Genomic DNA, 16,989 nt, shown 5'->3' on the forward strand with positions numbered 1-16,989 from the left:
GGACGGGCGCCCAGGCCCCGAGGGATTGCTAGTTTCGAAGCATGTCCTCTCCCGAGCAGCCCGTCCCCGCCGCCGGCCCGGCCGCCGCGGCGCTCCCTGACGCCGCCCCGCTGAGCCCGCCCATCCCGCCGCAGGCCGCGCCCGTGCGCGCCGATGCGCCGGTCCCGCCACCCGAGCAGGTCGCCCTCGCGATCCGCGGCCTGACCAAGTCCTTCGACGGCACCGAGGTCGTGCACGGCATCTCGATGGACGTGCCGCGCGGCTCGTTCTACGGGATCGTCGGGCCCAACGGCGCCGGCAAGACGACCACGCTCTCGATGGCGACGGGCCTGCTGCGCCCCGATGCCGGCACCTCCCACATCCTGGGGGTCGACATGTGGTCCACGCCGGCGGAGGCCAAGGCCCTGCTGGGGGTGCTGGCCGACGGGCTGCGCACCTTCGACCGGCTCACCGGCCGGGAGCTGCTCACCTATGTGGGCCTCATCCGCGGGATGGACGCCGATGTCGTCGCCGAGCGCATCGAGTCCCTGCTCGCGGCCCTCGACCTCGCGGGCGAGGACGGCAAGCTGGTCGTGGACTACTCCGCCGGCATGACGAAGAAGATCCTGCTGGCGTGCGCGCTGATCCACGCCCCGAAGGTGCTCGTGCTCGATGAGCCGCTGGAGGCGGTGGATCCCGTCTCCGGACAGGTCATCCGGCAGATCCTGCGCGCCTACGTCGCCGGCGGCGGCACGGTGGTGCTGTCCAGCCATGTGATGGAGCTGGTCGAGGAGCTGTGCTCCCATGTCGCGGTCATCGCCGGCGGGCAGATCCTCGCCGAGGGCACCCTCGAGCAGGTCCGCGCGGGCGGCAGCCTCGTCCAGCGCTTCCTGGATCTCGTCGGCGGCGGTCAGGTCGCAGAGGGGAGCCTGTCGTGGCTGGAATCCTGACCGGGGCGGAGCGCGACGCCGCCCGGATCGGACACGTCCGGGCCGGGACGGTCGAGCAGCGCACTCTCGTCGCCGGGCTGCTGAAGCTCAAGTGGACGCTGTGGAAGCGCTCCTACCGCAAGAACGTGGGCAAGCTGATCGGCACCATCATCGGCTCCCTGTACGGCCTGGGCGGGCTGGTCGGCATGACCTTCGCCCTCGTGGCCCTCGTCTTCGTCGACGGGGAGGGCGGGCTCTTCGCCGCCGTCGTGCGGGGCGTCGGCATCCTCGCGACGCTGCTGTGGCTCGTCGTGCCCGTCTTCGCCTTCGGCCTCGACGACACCCTGGATCCGCGCGCCTTCGCGATCTACCCGCGCACGCCTCGGGAGCTGCAGCCGGGCATGTTCCTCGCCGCCCTGCTGAGTCTGCCGACCCTGTTCACCGTCGTCGCAGCCCTCCTGTTCAGCGTCTTCGAGGGGATCTTCCTGGTCCTCCACGGCGCCGGGGCGGTCCCGACCGTGCTCGGCCTGGTGCTGCTGGTGCCTGCCAACCTCGCCGGGATCGCGCTGTGCGTGCTGCTGCCACGCGCGATCCTCGCCCACTCCGCGGGCCGCGCCTCGTCCCGACGGGGCCGCGAGATCGGCTCGATCCTCGGCATGGTCGTCCTGATCGGCGGTCTCTACGGCTTCTCGCTGTTCGCGCAGTCCATCAACGGGGCGAGCATCGAGGTGATCGGGCGGAAGCTGCTCGAGGCGGTGGGCGTGCTGTCGTGGACCCCGCTGGGCGCCCTGTTCTCGGTGCCGGTGGACCTGGCCTCGGGCGACTACCTCCCGGCGCTCGTGCGTCTGGTGATCGGGGCCGCCAGCATCGTCGGGCTCTGGCTGTGGTGGCGCAGCTCCCTGGGGGCCGCGCTGACCTCCGCCCTGATCGGCGACTCGTCCTCGGGCACCACCGCGGAGAAGCCGCTCGTGCCCCGCTTCGCCCCGAGGAACGCCCTCGGCGCGAGCATCGGCCGCTCCCTGCGCTACTGGCGCCGGGACTCCCGGTACATCGCCGCGATCGCGGTCATGCCCCTCATGCTCGTGTTCTTCGTGGCGATGGGCATGCTGGGCCCGGCCGGGCCCTTCATGGGCATCCTGGGCCTGCTGCTGATCGCCGGGATGGGCGGGATCTCGCTCATGAACGAGATCGGCTTCGACGGGCCCTCCGGCTGGGTCACGATGACCGCGGGGCTGCCCTCCCGCCCCAACCTCGCCGGTCGCGTCATCGCGCTGGCGCTCTTCGCCGTCCCCTTCATCGCGATCGCCTCGATCGCGGTGCCGCTGCTCCTGGGCCGTGGCGAGCTGATCGCCATGATGCTGCCGGGGACCCTGGGGCTGCTGCTGTCGGGGCTGGGCGTGTCGGTGCTGATCTCGGTGCTGCTGCCGTATCCGACGGCGCCGCCCGGCACCAACCCGATGAAGGACAAGTCCTCCTCGACCTCGAACGCCATGATCGCGATGGCCGTGGGCATGATCGGGATCTGGATCCCGCAGATCCCGGCGATCGGCGTGGGGATCTGGGGCGCGGTGGTCGGCTCGCTCGGGCTGCAGATCCTCGCCGGGGCGATCGCCCTGATCGCCGGGATCATCACGATCGTCGTCGGCATCCGGGTGGCCGCCTCGATCCTGGACCGGCGCATGGTCGACCTCTTCCAGAAGGTCCGCGCCTTCCTCTGAGCGACGCGGTGCGGGGCCGGCCACCGCGTCGTCGTGCCCCGGGGATCACCGCCCCGGCATCCCCGTCGGGACGAGCCCGGAGCAGGCCCCCATGCATGAGGGCCGGACCGGGCAGGTGTCACGCCGATGCCGGCGCGGGGCCGCGGAGCTCTCGGCGCATGAGGATGGCGTCGATGCTGCGGGTGCCGATCCGGTAGTACCCGCGCCGCACGCCGATCTCCTCGTACCCGGCGCGGGCGTAGACGGCACGGGCCCGCCGGTTGTCCTCGCGCACCTCGAGCAGCATGCGCTGCGCACCGCCGGCGCGGGCCTGCTCCTCGCACCACGCCAGCAGCGCCCGGCCGATCCCCTGCCCCGGGCGCAGGGTGCCGATCGTGTGCAGATCGGCGGTGTCCCCGGCGAGCATGATGCCGGCGTAGCCGATGAGCACGGGCGCGGCGGGGACCAGGGCGGGCGGGCCGGGGGTCGAGGGCGGCTCGACGAGCGCGACGACGTAGCGGCGCGAGGGGTGGGAGATCTCCTCCGCGAGCTGGGCGGGGCTCCACGCCTCGCCCGGGAACAGGGCGAGCTCCGCGGCCGCCATCTGCTCGAGGTCCCCGCCGACGGCCGGGCGCAGGCGCACGCCCGGCGGCGGCGAGGCGGCTGCCGCGTCCGCGGGTCCTGCGGTCATCGGCCGCCGGGACGGTCGCCGAGGCCCAGGGCGCTCTTGCGCACGGAGGGCTTGGCGGCGTCCGGAGCGCGCAGGTACATCGGCTCCGTGCTCGTGAGGTCCTCGCCGCGGGCCTCGAGCTGAGCGGCGACCGCGATCAGCGCGCCCGCATCGACGTGCGGGATCCGCGTGGTCGCCGGCAGCAGCTCCGGGTACAGGTCGGTGCCCGATCCCACGAGCGCATCGGCCGCACGCAGGCGGGCGGACACCGTGGCCGGGGCGTCCACCGCCGGCCCGTCCTGGCGCGTGATCGTGCCGTCCGCCGCGGCCTCGTACAGCGCCCAGTAGACCTCGCGACGGCGTGCGTCGAGCGCGACCGCGATCCGACGCGGTTCCCCCGCGCTCCCCGCGGGCGCGCCCGGCGCGGTCGCGGCCTGCAGGGCGAGGGCGTCGAGCGAGCACACCCCGCGCAGGGGGACTCCGAGCGCGGCGGCGATCGTGCGGGCGACCACCAGCCCCACCCGGAGACCCGTGAAGGGCCCCGGTCCGCGCCCCGCGACGATGCCGGTCACGTCCCCACGTCCGGCCCCGGCCTCGAGGAGCACCTCGTCCACGAGGCCCAGGAGCACCTCGTCATGATGGCGGGAGCGCTCGTCGCTGCGCACGGCGAGCACCTGGAGCTCCTGCCCCGTCCCGCCGTCTCCCTCCCCTGCGCCGCGCGCGAGCGCGACGCTCACGGCCCCGGACGTGTCGATCCCCAGCAGCATCAGCTCTCCTCCTCCGGCGTCCCGCCGGCCGCGGCCCGCACGAGATCAGCCCGCAGATCCGCGACCGCGGCGTCGTCCCAGCGCGGTCCCACCGCGTGCACGGCCAGGGTGCGCGGCTCCTCCGGGTCGTCGGCCCCGCCGTCCACGACCTCCGCGGGACGCTCCAGCTCGATCATCAGGTACGAGTCCACGAGATGCTCCACCCGGTCCCGGCCCCATTCGACGACGGTCACGGCGTCCTCGAGCTCGGTCTCCAGGTCCAGGTCGTCGATGTCGAAGCCGCCGGCGAGCCGGTAGGCGTCCACGTGCACGAGCATCGGGCCCTCCCCCAGGTTCGGGTGGACCCGGGCGATCACGAAGGTCGGCGAGGCGACCGGCCCACGCACCCCCAGGCCCGCCCCGAGGCCCTGCGTGAACGTGGTCTTCCCCGCCCCCAGCGGGCCGTCGAGCACCAGCAGGTCCCCGGCCCGCAGATGCCCGGCGAGCGCGATCGCCACGTCCCGGGTGCCCTGGGAGCGGGTGGTCGCGAGCACGATCGGTGCGGGGGTCATGCCTTCACCTGCCGGGGCACCGCGGCGGAGATCGAGGTGAGCACCTCGTAGGTGATCGTGCCGGCGGCCTCGGCCCAGTCGACCGCGGTCGGCACGGTGAGCGTCCGGCCCTCGGCATCGGGCAGGAGCCCATCAGGCACCGAGCCCAGCAGCACGACCTCGTCGCCCGCCTGCGCCCGCGACTCCGGTCCCAGATCCAGGACGATCTGGTCCATGCTGATGCGGCCCACCTGGAGGGCCGACTGGTAGCCGCTGCGTGTGCGCACGAGCACCTCGACCTTGCCGGAGGCGGCCCGGTGCAGCCCGTCCGCGTAGCCGATCGGGACCAGGCCCAGGCGGGTCGGCTCCTCGGAGCGGTGGATGTGCCCGTAGCCGACCGCCTGCCCGGCCGGGACCTCCTTGACCATGGCCAGGCGCGAGGTGAGCGTGAGCGCGGGGCGCAGGCGCACGGGCGAGGGCACGGGCGGATACCCGTACAGGCCGATGCCGATGCGCACCAGGTCGCGGTGCAGCTCCGGCCGGGTCAGCGCCGCCGCGGTCGCGGAGATGTGCTGCAGCGGGACCGGGCCGACCTCCTCGCACAGCTGCTCGAAGGCGGCGTCGAACACGTCGACCTGCTGATCGGTCATCGGGTCGGAGGGATCATCGGCCGCCGCCAGATGCGTCCAGGCCGCGCCGATGGAGACGTAGTCGTCGGCTGCGGCGGCCGCTGCCAGCTCCCGCACCTTCGCGGGCATGACCCCTCCGCGGCCCATTCCCGTGTCGATCTTCAGATGGATGCGGGCACGGCGGTCGGCGGCGCGGGCGGCATCGGCCACCATGCGCAGCATGAGCTCGCTGCCGACGGACACGTCGATCCCCGCCTTGACCACGTCCGGCAGCACGAGCTGCGCGGTCTGCGGCTCGAACAGCCAGGTCATGATCGGGACGTCGAATCCGGCACGGCTGAGGGCGAGCGCCGAGGAGGGGTGCGCGGCGCCCAGCCAGGTCGCACCGCCCTCGAGCGCCGCGCGCGCCGCCGTGAGCATCCCGTGGCCGTAGCCGTCCGCCTTGACGACCGCCATGAGGGCGGTCTGCTCGGCGAGCATGCCGCTGATCTGGCGGGTGTTAGAGGTGATCGCGGACGGATCGATCACGGCCCGGTTGGGCACGTGACGCGGGTCCTCCGCGGGGATCGGGACGGTCATCGTTCTCCTCGGTCGATGCTGGCGTCGTCAGCGGCGGGCGCGCCCCGCTCGGCGACGACGATCGCGGTGGCGATGTCCCCGTCGTGCGAGAGCGAGAGGTGCAGGTGGGCCACGCCGAGCTGCTCGGCGGCCTCGAGAGCGGCGCCGCTGAGCACGAGGTACGGGCGGCGGTCGACGGTCCGCTCCACCGTCACATCGTGCCAGGAATAGTCTCCCGGCGCCCCCAGGGCCTTGCCGACCGCCTCCTTCGCCGCGACGCGGGCGGCCCGGGAGGCATCGGACAGGCCCCGTTCGGACGGCGTGAGCAGACGGTCGCGCAGGGCAGGCGTGCGCGCGAACATCGCGGTGAGGCGCGGCACGTCGACGACGTCGATCCCGACCCCGGCCAGCTGCGCCCGCCCCGAGGGCGCGAAAGCCCGCGGGCGCCCCCGCCCCGGGGAGGGGACGGGGGCCGCCTGCGGGCTGCGAGCCTCGGATACGCCGTTCACCCCGGCAGTATCACATCATTCGACGGTGACCGACTTCGCGAGGTTGCGCGGCTGGTCCACGTCCAGGCCCTTCGCGGTCGCCAGCTCGCAGGAGAAGATCTGCAGCGGGATGACCGTCAGCAGCGGGGCGAACAGGGCCCGCGTGCGGGGGTAGCGGATGACCTCGTCGGCGTACGGCAGGACCGCCTCGTCGCCCTCCTCCGCGATCACCAGGGTGCGGGCGCCCCGCGCCCTGACCTCCTGGATGTTCGAGACGACCTTGGAATGCAGGGAGTCCCGGCCGCCCGGCGAGGGGACGATGACGAACACCGGCTGGCCCTGGTCGACGAGCGCGATCGGACCGTGCTTCAGCTCGCCCGCGGCGAAGCCCTCGGCATGGATGTAGGCGATCTCCTTGAGCTTGAGCGCGCCCTCCATCGCCGTGGGGTATCCCACGTGCCGGCCCAGGAACAGGACGCTGGTGGCGTCCTTCATCTCCAGCGCGAGCCGCTCGACCTGATCGGAGCTGTCGAGCACCTCCTGGATCTTCTCGGGGATCGCCGAGAGGTCCTCCATCTGCTGGGCGATCTCGTCGGGGTAGAGGTTCCCGCGCACCTGCGCGAGGAACAGGCCCAGCAGGAAGCAGGCGGCGATCTGGCCGAGGTACGCCTTGGTGGAGGCGACCGCGATCTCCGGGCCGACGTGCAGGTACAGCGCGGCATCGGCCTCGCGGGGAATGGTCGAGCCGCGGGTGTTGCAGATCGCGACGACCTTCGCGCCCTGCTCCTGGGCGTGGCGCACGGCCATCAGGGTGTCCATCGTCTCGCCGGACTGCGAGATCGCCACGACCAGGGTCTTCTCCGTGACGACGGGATCGCGGTAGCGGAACTCGTGGGCGAGCTCGACCTCCACCGGGATGCGGCACCAGTGCTCGATGGCGTACTTCACCACGGCGCCGGCGTTCGCGGCGGTGCCGCAGGCGACCACGACGATCTTGTCGATCGTGCGCAGCACGGCCTCGTCGATCTTCATCTCGTCCAGCTGCAGCTTGCCGTCCTCGATGCGGCCGCGCAGCGTATCGGCCACGGCGGAGGCCTGCTCGTGGATCTCCTTGGCCATGAAGGAGGCGTAGCCGCCCTTCTGCGCACCGGTCGCATCCCATTCGATCGTGTAGCGCTTGTTGTCGGTGACGGGGGCGCCCTCGAAGTCGATCACGTCGACGCGGTCCGCGCGGACGGTCACGACCTGGTCCTGGCCGATCTCGAGGGCGTCCTTGGTCGCGTCGACGAAGGCGGCGACGTCCGATCCCAGGAAGTTCTCGCCCTCGCCGAGGCCCACCACCAGCGGGGAGTTGCGGCGGGCGGCGACGACGACGCCGGGCGCGTCGCGGTGCACGGCCAGCAGCGTGAAGGCGCCCTCGAGGCGACCGGCGGTGCGGCGCATCGCCTCGGTCAGGTCGCCGACCTGCTCCATCTCGCGGGCGACCAGGTGCGCGGCCGCCTCGGAGTCGGTGTCGGAGAGGAAGGAGTAGCCGTCGGCCTCGAGCTCGGCGCGCAGGGAGGCGAAGTTCTCGATGATGCCGTTGTGCACCAGGGCGAGCTCGCCGTCGCGGCCGCCGTGATGCGGGTGGGCGTTGCCGTCGGTCGGCCCGCCGTGGGTCGCCCACCGGGTGTGGCCGATCGCCACCGGGGAAGCGGTCGCGTGCCTGCCCTCGAGGGCCTCGCGGAGGTTCGCGAGCTTGCCGGCGCGCTTGTCGATGCGCACCTGATCGCCGTCGACGACGGCGACGCCCGCGGAGTCGTATCCGCGGTACTCGAGCCGCGCCAGCCCCTGGAGGGCGACGTCGACGGGACGGGAGGAGGGGGCGCCGCTGACGGGGCCTGCATATCCGACGATTCCACACATGCGCCTCACGCTAGCGGCGCGAAGGCCCCGTTCAGAGGCCCGCGGGCGTCTTCGGGCGAGGTCCTGCTCACGATTCCGAGGGTGGCTGCTCGGGGCTGGCGGACGGGTGACCGGAGCTGTCAGAAACGCTCACGGGCTCCCGGACGGGGCGGCCAGGGGACGGGGCGCGGGCAGGGCGAGACCGGGGAGCGGGCAGGGCGCGATCGGAGGCGAGATCGGTCGCATCGGCCGGCGCGGATCCGAGACATCGGCCCCGCCGGGCCGCGGGCACCTGGAAGAATGCCGGACATGAAGCCTGCTGCGTCTCCGGGGACGCTCTCTCCCTTCGACGAGATCTCCCGCGCCGACTGGGCGGGGCTGTCCGCGAGCACGCCGCTGCCCCTGGACGCGGCCGATGTGGACCGGCTGCGCGGGCTGGGCGATCTGATCGACCTGCAGGAGGTCGACGCCGTCTACCGGCCCATCTCCCGGCTGCTGAACATCCACGTGGCGGCCGCCCAGAACCTGCGCCGCTCCCGCAGCGCCTTCCTCGCCCAGGCCCAGGAGCGGACCCCGTACATCATCGGGGTCGCGGGGTCGGTCGCGGTCGGCAAGTCGACCACGGCCCGTCTGCTGCGCGAGCTGATGGCCCGCTGGCCCGACACGCCCCGGGTGCAGCTCGTGACGACCGACGGGTTCCTCCACCCCAACGCGGTCCTCGAGGAACGCGGCATCATGCACCGCAAGGGGTTCCCGGAGAGCTTCGACCGCCGCGCCCTGCTGCGGTTCGTCGCCGATGTGAAGGCCGGGGTCGACCGCGTCGAGGCGCCCGTCTACTCCCATCTGGTCTACGACATCGTCCCGGACGAGAAGGTCGTCGTCGAGCGGCCCGATGTGCTGATCGTCGAGGGCCTCAACGTCCTGCAGCCGGCCCGTCCGCGCTTCGACGGGCGCCTGGGCCTGGCCGTCTCCGACTACTTCGACTTCTCCCTCTACGTCGATGCGAAGCCCGAGGACGTGCGACGCTGGTACATCGACCGCTTCCTCAAGCTGCGCGAGGTCGCGTTCATGGATCCGCGCTCCTACTTCCGCCGCTACGCCGAGCTCACCGATGAGCAGGCCCGGGCGACGGCTCAGCGGATCTGGCGCACCATCAACGGCCCGAACCTCGTCGAGAACGTCCTGCCCACACGCGGCCGGGCCGATCTGGTCCTGCGCAAGGATCCCCAGCACCGCGTCCACAGCGTGCTCCTGCGGAAGGTCTGAGCGCGCCGCCGGCACCCTCGCCCCTCGACAGCACAGGCCCTCCCCGTCGCTCCTGTTCTCCCTGCGCATCCCGTCCCCGCACGACCTTCAGGCATGCACGGTGACTGACCGGAGAATCCACGTCGTCGTCGCCCGGGATCGGCACAGATGGCCGGAGTCCGCGATCTCCGAGGCACGGCGTAGCAGAACGTCCCGCTCATCGGCCCCGACGGGACGGAGCACCACGAACCCGATCTGCAATGGCCCCGGTGGCGGGTGGCCGCCGAGCACGAGGGACCGCATCACCGCAGGGCGGAGCAGCTCTCGAGGGACATCGACCGCGGCCACCGGATGCAGCGCCTCGGCTGGATCGAAGCGCGCCTCATGTCCGTGCATCTCGAGGAGGACGGCACCGGAGCCGTCCCCGCCTCGGGCTCAGAGGGCCAGGCGGGACTCGACGACGCCGGCGAGGCGGTCGGCGATGGCCTGGGCCTGCTCGGCCGTGGCCGCCTCGACCATGACGCGGACCACGGGCTCGGTGCCGGAGGGCCGCAGGAGGACCCGGCCGGTCTCGCCGAGCTCCGATTCCGCCTCCGCGACGGCGTCCTGGACGCCGTGGTCCACGCCGGCGCGCGCCTTGTCGACGCCCTTGACGTTGATCATCACCTGCGGCAGACGCTCGACGACGGAGGCGAGCTCCGCGAGGGAGGAGCCGGTCTCGACCATCCGCTGCAGGAGGTGCAGGGCGGTCAGCTCGCCGTCGCCGGTGGTGGCGTAGCTGCTCATGACGACGTGCCCGGACTGCTCCCCGCCCAGCGGATGATCGCCGCGCTTCATCTCCTCGAGGACGTAGCGGTCGCCGACGGCGGTCTGGATGAGCGCGATCCCGGCGGTGCGCATGGCGAGCTTGAGGCCGAGGTTCGACATGACGGTCGCGACGAGGGTGCGGTCGGGCAGCTCGCCGCGGGCGTCGAGGGCGAGCGCGAGGATGCCCATGATCTGGTCGCCGTCGACGACCTCGCCCCGGTGGTCGACCGCGAGGCAGCGGTCCGCGTCGCCGTCGAAGGCGACGCCGCAGTCGGCGCCCAGGCGGACCACGGCCTCGGCGAGACCCTCGAGATGGGTGGAGCCGCAGCCCTCGTTGATCTGCCGGCCGTCGGTGCGATCGCCGATCACGTGGACGGTCGCTCCCGCGGCGCGCAGGGCGGCGGGGCCGGACTGGTAGGCGGCGCCGTTCGCGCAGTCGGCGACGACGACGAGGCCGTCCAGCGGAGTGTCGATGCTCGCCGCGAGATGCCCGACGTACTGCTCGACCGGGTGGCTGTAGCGGGTGATGGTGCCGACCCGGTCGCCCTGGGGCCGGTCCCACTGCTCGTGCATGCGGGCCTCGATCGCGTCCTCGACCTCGTCGGGCAGCTTGGTGCCGCCGCGGGCGAAGAACTTGATCCCGTTGTCGGGGGCCGGGTTGTGGGAGGCGGAGATCATGACGCCGAGGTCCGCGCCCGAGGACTGCACGAGGTAGGCGAGGCCGGGGGTCGCGAGCACGCCCGCGTCCTCGACGTCGACCCCCGCGGAGGCGAGGCCCGCGGCGACCGCGGCGGAGAGGAAGTCCCCGGAGGGACGCGTGTCGCGCGCGACGATCGCGCGGGGATGCGGGCCGTCGAACGCGCCGAAGGTGCCGAGCACATGGGCCGCAGCCACGGACAGCTCGACGGCCAGCTCTGCGGTGATGTCGTCGTTCGCCCTGCCGCGCACACCGTCGGTGCCGAAGAGTCGTGCCATGGGTCCATGCCTCCGTGGGGAAAGGGATCGTCACCGTGACTGTACCGCCCGCGGCGCGAGCCGTCCGGGCCCGCGCCGCGGACGGTCTCGTCACACCGCGGTCCGCGCGCTACCTTGTCCTGCGTGGGAACGATGCTGAGGACGACCGGCCGCACGCTGCTGCGCCACGGGCCGGCGCTCGCGGCATGGTTCCTCGCCGGGACCCTCGTGCACTACGTCATCACGGAGATCGCCGGGTTCGTGGGAGCGTTCTCCGCGACGGCGGCGCTCATGATCCTGCCGCTGGCGATCCTCGCCCGGCTGATCAGCCTGGTCGCCATGTTCCTCGTGCTCCGCGACGGCCTGCGCGAGCTGCAGGGCATCGCGCCGCTGCCCGATGCCCCGGCCGAGCGCCGTCGGACGTTCTTCGCCGCCCTGCTGGCCAGCATCCTCCCCTTCTTCACCGTGTACGCGGCGCAGGGGCTCCTGCGCGAGGACGTGATCGGCTACTCGCGGCGGGCCCTCGAGGTGCAGCAGACGCTGCTGTGGGAGAAGGCGGCGCAGGACATCGCGGCGGGAGGATCCCCGGGAGTCGTCGCCGAGGCCCCGGACACGGTGCTCGACGTGCCGCTGAGCGCCTGGACGGCGGCGGCGATCGTCCTCGCCCTGCTGGGCCGATGGGCCTGGGCCCGCTGGTCCGCCTCGCTCCCCCGCCCCCTCGCCCTGCTCGCGGTCTACCTCGAGGTCGTGTGGGTGTTCCTCTCGCTGCTGGTGGTCCAGGAGCTGGTGGGCTCGGTGACGGGCTGGATCGATCGTCGTGCGGCGCTGCACTGGCTCGAGGAGCTGGCAGCGATGCTGTCGGCGCATCTGCCGCCGCTGGGATGGGTGCTCGACGGCGGGCGCTGGCTGCTCGATGCGGCCGGTCCGGTGCTGCTGGTGCCGGTGGTGTGGCTGACCGTCGCCGGCGTCGTGTACGGACAGGCGATCGTCGCCGAGAAGCTGAGCCTGCAGGAGCGGTTCTCCGCGGGGCTGACCCGCCGAGCCGGGGAGCACGTCGCGCAGCGGCTCCACGACCTGGGAGGACAGCTGGGCGAGCGGTTCCGTCCGATCGGCCGTGCGCTGCTGCTGATGTGGCGGGCCGGCGTGGTCCTCATCGCCGGCTACGCGGTCCTGTACGCGCTCGTGCTGCTGGTCGAGTCGTGGCTGCGGCTGGGCGTCACGCGGGTGCTGGGTCCCCACGAGCTCGGCGGGTTCTGGGTCGTGTTCGACGAGCCCCTCTCCCTGGTGACGCCGCTGCTGGTCGAGCCGCTGCGGATCGCGCTGGTCGCCGCCGCCTACGATGCGACGCTCGGGCGGCTGCGGCGCGCCCAGGCGGCGATCCCGCAGGACCGGGCGCAGGCCGACGCCGGGGCGCTCGCGCAGGCCGCCGGGGTCGAGATCCCGGCTGCGGAGCAAGGCGTGCCCGTCGCGGGCCCGGTCGCCCCGGGACCGCTCATGCCTCGACCGGGATCCGCACCGTGACCGGCGGGGCGAGGCCCTGAGCGGCCGTCGCCTCGATCTCGATCCAGAACGGCCCCTCGACATCGGTCGGCACGAGGTACGGCAGGATCAGGGCGTCCATCGGACCGGGAGCCCCCGTGCAGCTCGTCGGCTCCTGCGGGCTCGGGGTCAGGCCGATCTCCTCGCGGGACGGCATCCAGAGGCGACCGCTGGACTGCTCGACGAGCGAGGGCTCCCCGCACAGGATGCCCGCAGATCCGCCGTCGATCTCGACGCGCGCTGCGAGGAGCCGCGTCCCCGGGGGGACGTCCATCCCGGTCAGATCCTCGATCGGTGCGGCTCTCACCGGTCCGATGCGTCCCCCGAGCACCTCGGTCGCCGCTTCGGGATCGACGGTGACCTCCTCGGCCCGGTTCATCACCTCCGGGCTCTGGCGCCATTCGTTGATCGTGATCGTCCCCGCGGTCAGCGGGAGCAGCACCACGAGGGCGAGCGCGGGCAGAAGGTTCGCCCTCCACCAGGGGCGGGCCATCATCGCGCCCATCCGGCGGGGGTCAGCGCGAGGCTCTGCTCGCGCGGCAGCGCCCCGAGGTCGAGGGGGACCTCGATCACGGCGTCGGAGCGGACGTCGGCCGCCCCGGACAGCCGCAGCGTCGCCGCGCCGCCGCGCTGCTGCTCCGGCAGCTCGAAGGCGAGGGATCCCGCCCTGGGCACGCCGTCGACCAGGGCGGTGCCGGCGATGCCCTCGGTGCGGTCCGTGACGCTGTAGGTGCGACCGTCCACGCGGAGCTCGGCGAGCGCGAGGGTCGCCGGACCGGAGGCGGTGCCCGCCGCGGCCTCGACCTCGACGACCAGCCAGTTCCCTTCGGCGCTCCAGCCCGATTCCGCGCTGACCCGGTCGGCTGTGCGCGCCGCCGCGACGGTCGCCTCGAGATTCCGGGTCCGTGCGCCCTGGCCGACGCCGGTCGTCGTCACGAACGGCTCCTGGCCCGCGTCCTCGGGCAGGGTGATCTGGCCGATCCCCCAGGCGGCGAGCAGCAGGACGGCGGCGAGCGCTCCTCGCAGCAGGCGCGGGATCCTCATGCGCTGCCCTGCTCGAGCGGGGCCCGCACGTGCGCGATGGGGCGTGGGTCGGTCCAGTAGTCGCCGTGCAGGACGGCCTCGCCGGTCTGGCGGGTGGCCGTCGGCAGCGTCACGACGACCTCCTCGCCGGGGGTGAGCGCGTCGCCGGGAACCACCCAGGCGAGGGTCAGGGGTGCGGGCACGCCCGGCTGGAGCCGGGGGGCGACCGTGCCGTCGTCGGCACGGCTGATGACGGGCTTCCCCGGCACGCCCTCGACGGTGATGCCGTCCACGCTCACGCCCTGCTCGGTCAGGGAGGTGCTGAAGCGGGGCGCGGTGAACTCGTTGACGACGTCGACCTGCACGAGCAGCACCTGCTCGCCGGCGGCGGCGTCCGCGAAGACGCCGGTGCCGGGCGGGGCCTCCGCGACGAGCCGGACGGAGCGGACGGTCATCGTGAGGTCGGCGCCGTGCGCAGGCTCGCCGAGCGCGAGCTCCGCCGGGGCGGGGCCCGTGACCTCGGCGAGGCCGCCGAACGCCGCTGTGCTCGCGAGCAGCACCGCTCCTGCCGAGGTCAGGATCCACGAGGTCGGCAGACGCCGCGCTCCTCGACGGATCCAGCTGCCGGGGCGCGGCGCGGCCGTGGTCGCGGGGACCGTCGCGGCCGACCCGGCCCCCGCGGACGGCGCGGCGATGGGCGGCGCGGGGGCGGAGGGGGCGGCGACGGGCGGCGGGGGGAGCATGCTCGCCGGAGGCCGCGGCATCAGCGGCGCGGGGCGCACGCGGGCGGCGCCGGAGAGTTCGGGGACGCCGGCGGCCTCGTCGTCAGGCGGGAGCACGTGCACGGCCACACTATAGAGCCCGCGCGGCGGCGCCCGGTCCCCGAACGCACCGGACCCCGGCACCACGAGGGTGCCGGGGTCCGGTGTCGATGCGGTATCGAGGCTGTCGATCAGCGCTTCGAGTACTGCGGGGCCTTGCGGGCCTTCTTGAGGCCGGCCTTCTTGCGCTCGATCGCACGGGGATCGCGGGTGAGGAAGCCGGCCTTCTTCAGGGTGGGCCGGTTGTTCTCCTCGTCGATCTCGTTCAGCGCACGGGCGACGCCGAGGCGCAGCGCACCGGCCTGGCCCGAGGGGCCGCCGCCGTGGATGCGGGCGATGACGTCGAAGCGGCCCTGGAGGTCGAGCACGCGGAAGGGCTCGTTGACCTCCTGCTGGTGCACCTTGTTCGGGAAGTAGTTCTCGAGGGCGCGGCCGTTGATGGTCCACTGGCCGGAGCCCGGCACGAGGCGGACGCGGGCGACGGCCTCCTTGCGACGGCCGGTGCCGTAGCCGGGAGCGGTCGCGGACTGGCCGCGGCCGACGACGGCCTCATCGGTGGACTCGGTGGTGAAGCTGGAGGGAGCCGACTCGTCGGTGATCTCCTCGAGGGCCTCAGGGGCGGTGGTCTCAGTCACGGTTCTCCTTGAATGTTCCGTGTAGCAGGGCGCGGGCGGGGGGCCCCGCTTACTGCGCCACCTGATCGATGGTGAACGGGACGGGCTGCTGCGCCGAATGAGGGTGCTCCGCGCCGCGGTACACCTTCAGCTTCTTGATCTGCTGGGCAGCCAGGGAGTTCTTGGGGAGCATGCCGCGGATCGCCTTCTCCACCGCGCGCTCGGGCTTCGTCTCGAGCAGCTCGGAGTAGGGGATGCCGCGCAGGCCGCCCGGGTAGCCGGAATGGCGGTAGGCCAGCTTGGTCTCGCGCTTGTTGCCCGTCAGGGCAACCTTCTCAGCGTTGATGATGATGACGTAGTCGCCTGCATCCACGTGGGGTGCGAAGACCGGCTTGTGCTTTCCCCGCAGCAGCTGAGCAGCCTGGGAAGCGAGCCGGCCGAGGACGACATCCGTTGCGTCGATGACGTACCAGGAACGCTCGACATCGCCGGGCTTCGGGGTGAACGTACGCACTCGTGCCTTCTTCTCTCGTCGTGGTGCCGACCGGACGGGATTGTCCGGCAGCACGAATCGATGGACCGTGGACACGCTTCCTTTGGCTTAAAGCATGGCCGTGACGCCGTGCCCGCCACCGGCCTCCCTACGACGGAGGACGGCCGAGGATGCGAGTGAGAGCCCCGTATCGCGCCAGGTGTGAGAGGCCCGGCTGCGGGAGGGGTGCGCATCGAGGCACAACGACAACCCAGCTTAGGCGGGGCGCCGCAGGGGGTCAATCGAGCAGGGGGTCGATGCGCTGGGGTCTCCCTCACATCGCCGCGCCCGCCCCCGCGGCTCAGCCCCCGGTGGAGGCGCGCACGACCAGCTGCGGCTGCAGCACGACCTGCTCATGCCGGTGCTCCCCGGGGGAACGGGCCTCCTCGATCACGAGCCGCGCCCCCTGCCTGCCCATCTCCATGCCGGGTTGGGCGAGGGTCGTGAGCGGCACGGGGACGTCATGGGCCGCGACGTTGTCGTCATAGCCCACGAGCGCCACGTCGCCGGGGACGTCCAGCCCCTCCTCGCGCAGCACCTCGAGGACGCCCGCGGCCATCAGGTCGCTCACCGCGAAGACCGCATCGACCCGGCCGGCGCGGACGTCCGCGGCGAGGAGACGACCGGCGCGGTAGCCGTCGGCGCGGCCCAGCTGTTCGGGATCCTCGATCACCCGCGCGGGCCCCAGCCCGGCCTGCGCGAGGACCCGGAGGAAGCCGGTGCGGCGCTGCACCACCGGCCGCAGGCGCGCGCTTCCGCCCAGGAACGCGATCCGGCGCCGACCTCGCGAGAGCAGATGCGCGGTGGCCAGACGCCCGCCCAGCTCATGGTCGACCTCGACGCTGCACGAGCGGTCATCGGGCGCGCAGATGTTCAGCAGCACGAGCGGCCTGTCGGGCCGATGCCGCGCCAGCAGCTCCGCCCGATGCGTCTCGTCGTTGAGCGTGACCATGCTCCCGGCCACGTGCAGGTCGTCGAACACCCGCAGCTGGGTCAGCTCCCGGCCCCGCTCGGCGTCCCCGTCCGCGAGCAGCACGTACATGCCCTGCGCCTCCGCCTCCCGGGTGGCGCCGCGAGCCACGTCCACGAACAGCGAGTTGCCGAGATCGGTGAGGACCAGGCCGATCGCATCGCTGCGGCCGCCCGCAAGGGTGCGAGCCGCCGCGCTCGGATGGAAGCTCAGCTCCTCCATCGCGGCGAGCACCCTCTCCCGGGTGGACTCGGTGACCCTCGAGGGGTGGTTCAGCACGTGCGAGACGGTGCCCAGGGAGACCCCCGCCCGCTGCGCGACCTGCGCCATGGACGGCCGGCCGGACCCCCGGC

The 16,989-nt window shown here is 73.1% G+C and carries 17 protein-coding genes; 4 read left to right on the top strand and 13 right to left on the bottom strand.

Annotated features, from left to right (window positions below):
- Positions 1–41 precede the first annotated feature (41 nt).
- Together ACFFF6_RS03635 and ACFFF6_RS03640 are read left to right on the top strand one after the other, a co-directional pair.
- Positions 42–929 carry an ABC transporter ATP-binding protein gene (locus ACFFF6_RS03635; RefSeq protein ID WP_376978298.1) on the top strand — a complete coding sequence of 296 codons (888 nt, stop codon included), beginning with the start codon at positions 42–44 and terminating at the stop codon, positions 927–929.
- On the top strand, positions 914–2,626 hold the full coding sequence (locus ACFFF6_RS03640; protein ID WP_376978300.1) for a hypothetical protein: 1,713 nt from the start codon (positions 914–916) through the stop codon (positions 2,624–2,626). The genes ACFFF6_RS03635 and ACFFF6_RS03640 overlap by 16 nt, the downstream gene beginning before the upstream one ends.
- A 118-nt stretch (positions 2,627–2,744) precedes the next feature.
- On the opposite strand, the gene ACFFF6_RS03645 is transcribed toward ACFFF6_RS03640, so the two are convergent.
- From ACFFF6_RS03645 to glmS, 6 genes are read right to left on the bottom strand one after another with little or no spacing between them, the layout of a single operon-like run.
- Positions 2,745–3,296, bottom strand: coding sequence for a GNAT family N-acetyltransferase (locus ACFFF6_RS03645; protein WP_376978302.1), 552 nt, complete (start codon positions 3,294–3,296; stop codon positions 2,745–2,747).
- The gene (gene tsaB, locus ACFFF6_RS03650) at positions 3,293–4,042 is read right to left on the bottom strand and encodes a tRNA (adenosine(37)-N6)-threonylcarbamoyltransferase complex dimerization subunit type 1 TsaB (RefSeq protein WP_376978304.1); all 750 of its coding nucleotides are present in this window, start codon (positions 4,040–4,042) and stop codon (positions 3,293–3,295) included. The genes ACFFF6_RS03645 and tsaB overlap by 4 nt, the downstream gene beginning before the upstream one ends.
- Positions 4,042–4,593, bottom strand: a complete 552-nt coding sequence (gene tsaE / locus ACFFF6_RS03655; protein WP_376978306.1) for a tRNA (adenosine(37)-N6)-threonylcarbamoyltransferase complex ATPase subunit type 1 TsaE — start codon at positions 4,591–4,593, stop codon at positions 4,042–4,044. Before tsaE ends, tsaB begins: the two co-directional genes overlap by 1 nt.
- Positions 4,590–5,780, bottom strand: coding sequence for an alanine racemase (alr, locus tag ACFFF6_RS03660; RefSeq protein WP_376978308.1), 1,191 nt, complete (start codon positions 5,778–5,780; stop codon positions 4,590–4,592). Before alr ends, tsaE begins: the two co-directional genes overlap by 4 nt.
- Positions 5,777–6,268 (bottom strand): holo-ACP synthase, encoded by a 492-nt coding sequence (locus tag ACFFF6_RS03665; RefSeq protein WP_376978310.1) that lies wholly within the window; start codon positions 6,266–6,268, stop codon positions 5,777–5,779. The genes alr and ACFFF6_RS03665 overlap by 4 nt, the downstream gene beginning before the upstream one ends.
- A 15-nt stretch (positions 6,269–6,283) precedes the next feature.
- Entirely contained in the window at positions 6,284–8,152 is a 1,869-nt protein-coding gene (gene glmS, locus ACFFF6_RS03670) for a glutamine--fructose-6-phosphate transaminase (isomerizing) (RefSeq protein WP_376978312.1), read from the bottom strand.
- A gap of 288 nt (positions 8,153–8,440) precedes the next feature.
- Between glmS and coaA the strand changes: the two genes are divergently transcribed.
- Complete coding sequence (gene coaA / locus ACFFF6_RS03675; protein WP_376978313.1) at positions 8,441–9,397, top strand: type I pantothenate kinase; 957 nt, start codon at positions 8,441–8,443, stop codon at positions 9,395–9,397.
- A 414-nt stretch (positions 9,398–9,811) separates the two neighbouring features.
- On the opposite strand, the gene glmM is transcribed toward coaA, so the two are convergent.
- The gene (gene glmM / locus ACFFF6_RS03680; protein WP_376978315.1) at positions 9,812–11,158 is read right to left on the bottom strand and encodes a phosphoglucosamine mutase; all 1,347 of its coding nucleotides are present in this window, start codon (positions 11,156–11,158) and stop codon (positions 9,812–9,814) included.
- 123 nt (positions 11,159–11,281) lie between these two features.
- Here glmM and ACFFF6_RS03685 point away from each other — a divergent pair, with 123 nt between their 5' ends.
- On the top strand, positions 11,282–12,658 hold the full coding sequence (locus tag ACFFF6_RS03685) for a hypothetical protein (RefSeq protein ID WP_376978317.1): 1,377 nt from the start codon (positions 11,282–11,284) through the stop codon (positions 12,656–12,658).
- On the opposite strand, the gene ACFFF6_RS03690 is transcribed toward ACFFF6_RS03685, so the two are convergent.
- The 6 genes from ACFFF6_RS03690 to ACFFF6_RS03715 all read right to left on the bottom strand — a co-directional run bounded on the left by ACFFF6_RS03690 (position 12,630) and on the right by ACFFF6_RS03715 (position 16,966).
- Entirely contained in the window at positions 12,630–13,172 is a 543-nt protein-coding gene (locus ACFFF6_RS03690) for a hypothetical protein (RefSeq protein WP_376978319.1), read from the bottom strand. The two genes, ACFFF6_RS03685 and ACFFF6_RS03690, sit on opposite strands and share 29 nt — an antisense overlap.
- Positions 13,169–13,720: a hypothetical protein gene (locus tag ACFFF6_RS03695; protein WP_376978321.1), complete on the bottom strand. Its 552-nt coding sequence runs from the start codon at positions 13,718–13,720 to the stop codon at positions 13,169–13,171. Before ACFFF6_RS03695 ends, ACFFF6_RS03690 begins: the two co-directional genes overlap by 4 nt.
- Positions 13,717–14,544, bottom strand: coding sequence for a hypothetical protein (locus ACFFF6_RS03700; protein ID WP_376978323.1), 828 nt, complete (start codon positions 14,542–14,544; stop codon positions 13,717–13,719). Before ACFFF6_RS03700 ends, ACFFF6_RS03695 begins: the two co-directional genes overlap by 4 nt.
- Before the next feature lie 107 nt (positions 14,545–14,651).
- Complete coding sequence (gene rpsI / locus ACFFF6_RS03705) at positions 14,652–15,155, bottom strand: 30S ribosomal protein S9 (RefSeq protein ID WP_376978325.1); 504 nt, start codon at positions 15,153–15,155, stop codon at positions 14,652–14,654.
- Positions 15,156–15,204: 49 nt separating this feature from the next.
- Entirely contained in the window at positions 15,205–15,648 is a 444-nt protein-coding gene (gene rplM, locus ACFFF6_RS03710; RefSeq protein WP_376978426.1) for a 50S ribosomal protein L13, read from the bottom strand.
- Positions 15,649–15,967: 319 nt separating this feature from the next.
- Positions 15,968–16,966 carry a LacI family DNA-binding transcriptional regulator gene (locus ACFFF6_RS03715; RefSeq protein ID WP_376978326.1) on the bottom strand — a complete coding sequence of 333 codons (999 nt, stop codon included), beginning with the start codon at positions 16,964–16,966 and terminating at the stop codon, positions 15,968–15,970.
- Positions 16,967–16,989 lie beyond the last annotated feature (23 nt).

The organism is Brachybacterium hainanense (assembly GCF_042434575.1).
In the GTDB taxonomy this organism is placed as follows: Bacteria; Actinomycetota; Actinomycetes; order Actinomycetales; family Dermabacteraceae; genus Brachybacterium; species Brachybacterium hainanense.

Coding starts and splice junctions, on each gene's coding strand:
- ACFFF6_RS03645 (WP_376978302.1), bottom strand. CDS start 3,296: ATGACCGCAGGACCCGCGGACGCGGCAGCCGCCTCGCCGCCGCCGGGC.
- ACFFF6_RS03695 (WP_376978321.1), bottom strand. CDS start 13,720: ATGAGGATCCCGCGCCTGCTGCGAGGAGCGCTCGCCGCCGTCCTGCTG.
- glmS (WP_376978312.1), bottom strand. CDS start 8,152: ATGTGTGGAATCGTCGGATATGCAGGCCCCGTCAGCGGCGCCCCCTCC.
- ACFFF6_RS03715 (WP_376978326.1), bottom strand. CDS start 16,966: ATGGCGCAGGTCGCGCAGCGGGCGGGGGTCTCCCTGGGCACCGTCTCG.
- tsaE (WP_376978306.1), bottom strand. CDS start 4,593: ATGACCCCCGCACCGATCGTGCTCGCGACCACCCGCTCCCAGGGCACC.
- glmM (WP_376978315.1), bottom strand. CDS start 11,158: ATGGCACGACTCTTCGGCACCGACGGTGTGCGCGGCAGGGCGAACGAC.
- tsaB (WP_376978304.1), bottom strand. CDS start 4,042: ATGCTGCTGGGGATCGACACGTCCGGGGCCGTGAGCGTCGCGCTCGCG.
- coaA (WP_376978313.1), top strand. CDS start 8,441: ATGAAGCCTGCTGCGTCTCCGGGGACGCTCTCTCCCTTCGACGAGATC.
- ACFFF6_RS03690 (WP_376978319.1), bottom strand. CDS start 13,172: ATGATGGCCCGCCCCTGGTGGAGGGCGAACCTTCTGCCCGCGCTCGCC.
- alr (WP_376978308.1), bottom strand. CDS start 5,780: ATGACCGTCCCGATCCCCGCGGAGGACCCGCGTCACGTGCCCAACCGG.
- ACFFF6_RS03635 (WP_376978298.1), top strand. CDS start 42: ATGTCCTCTCCCGAGCAGCCCGTCCCCGCCGCCGGCCCGGCCGCCGCG.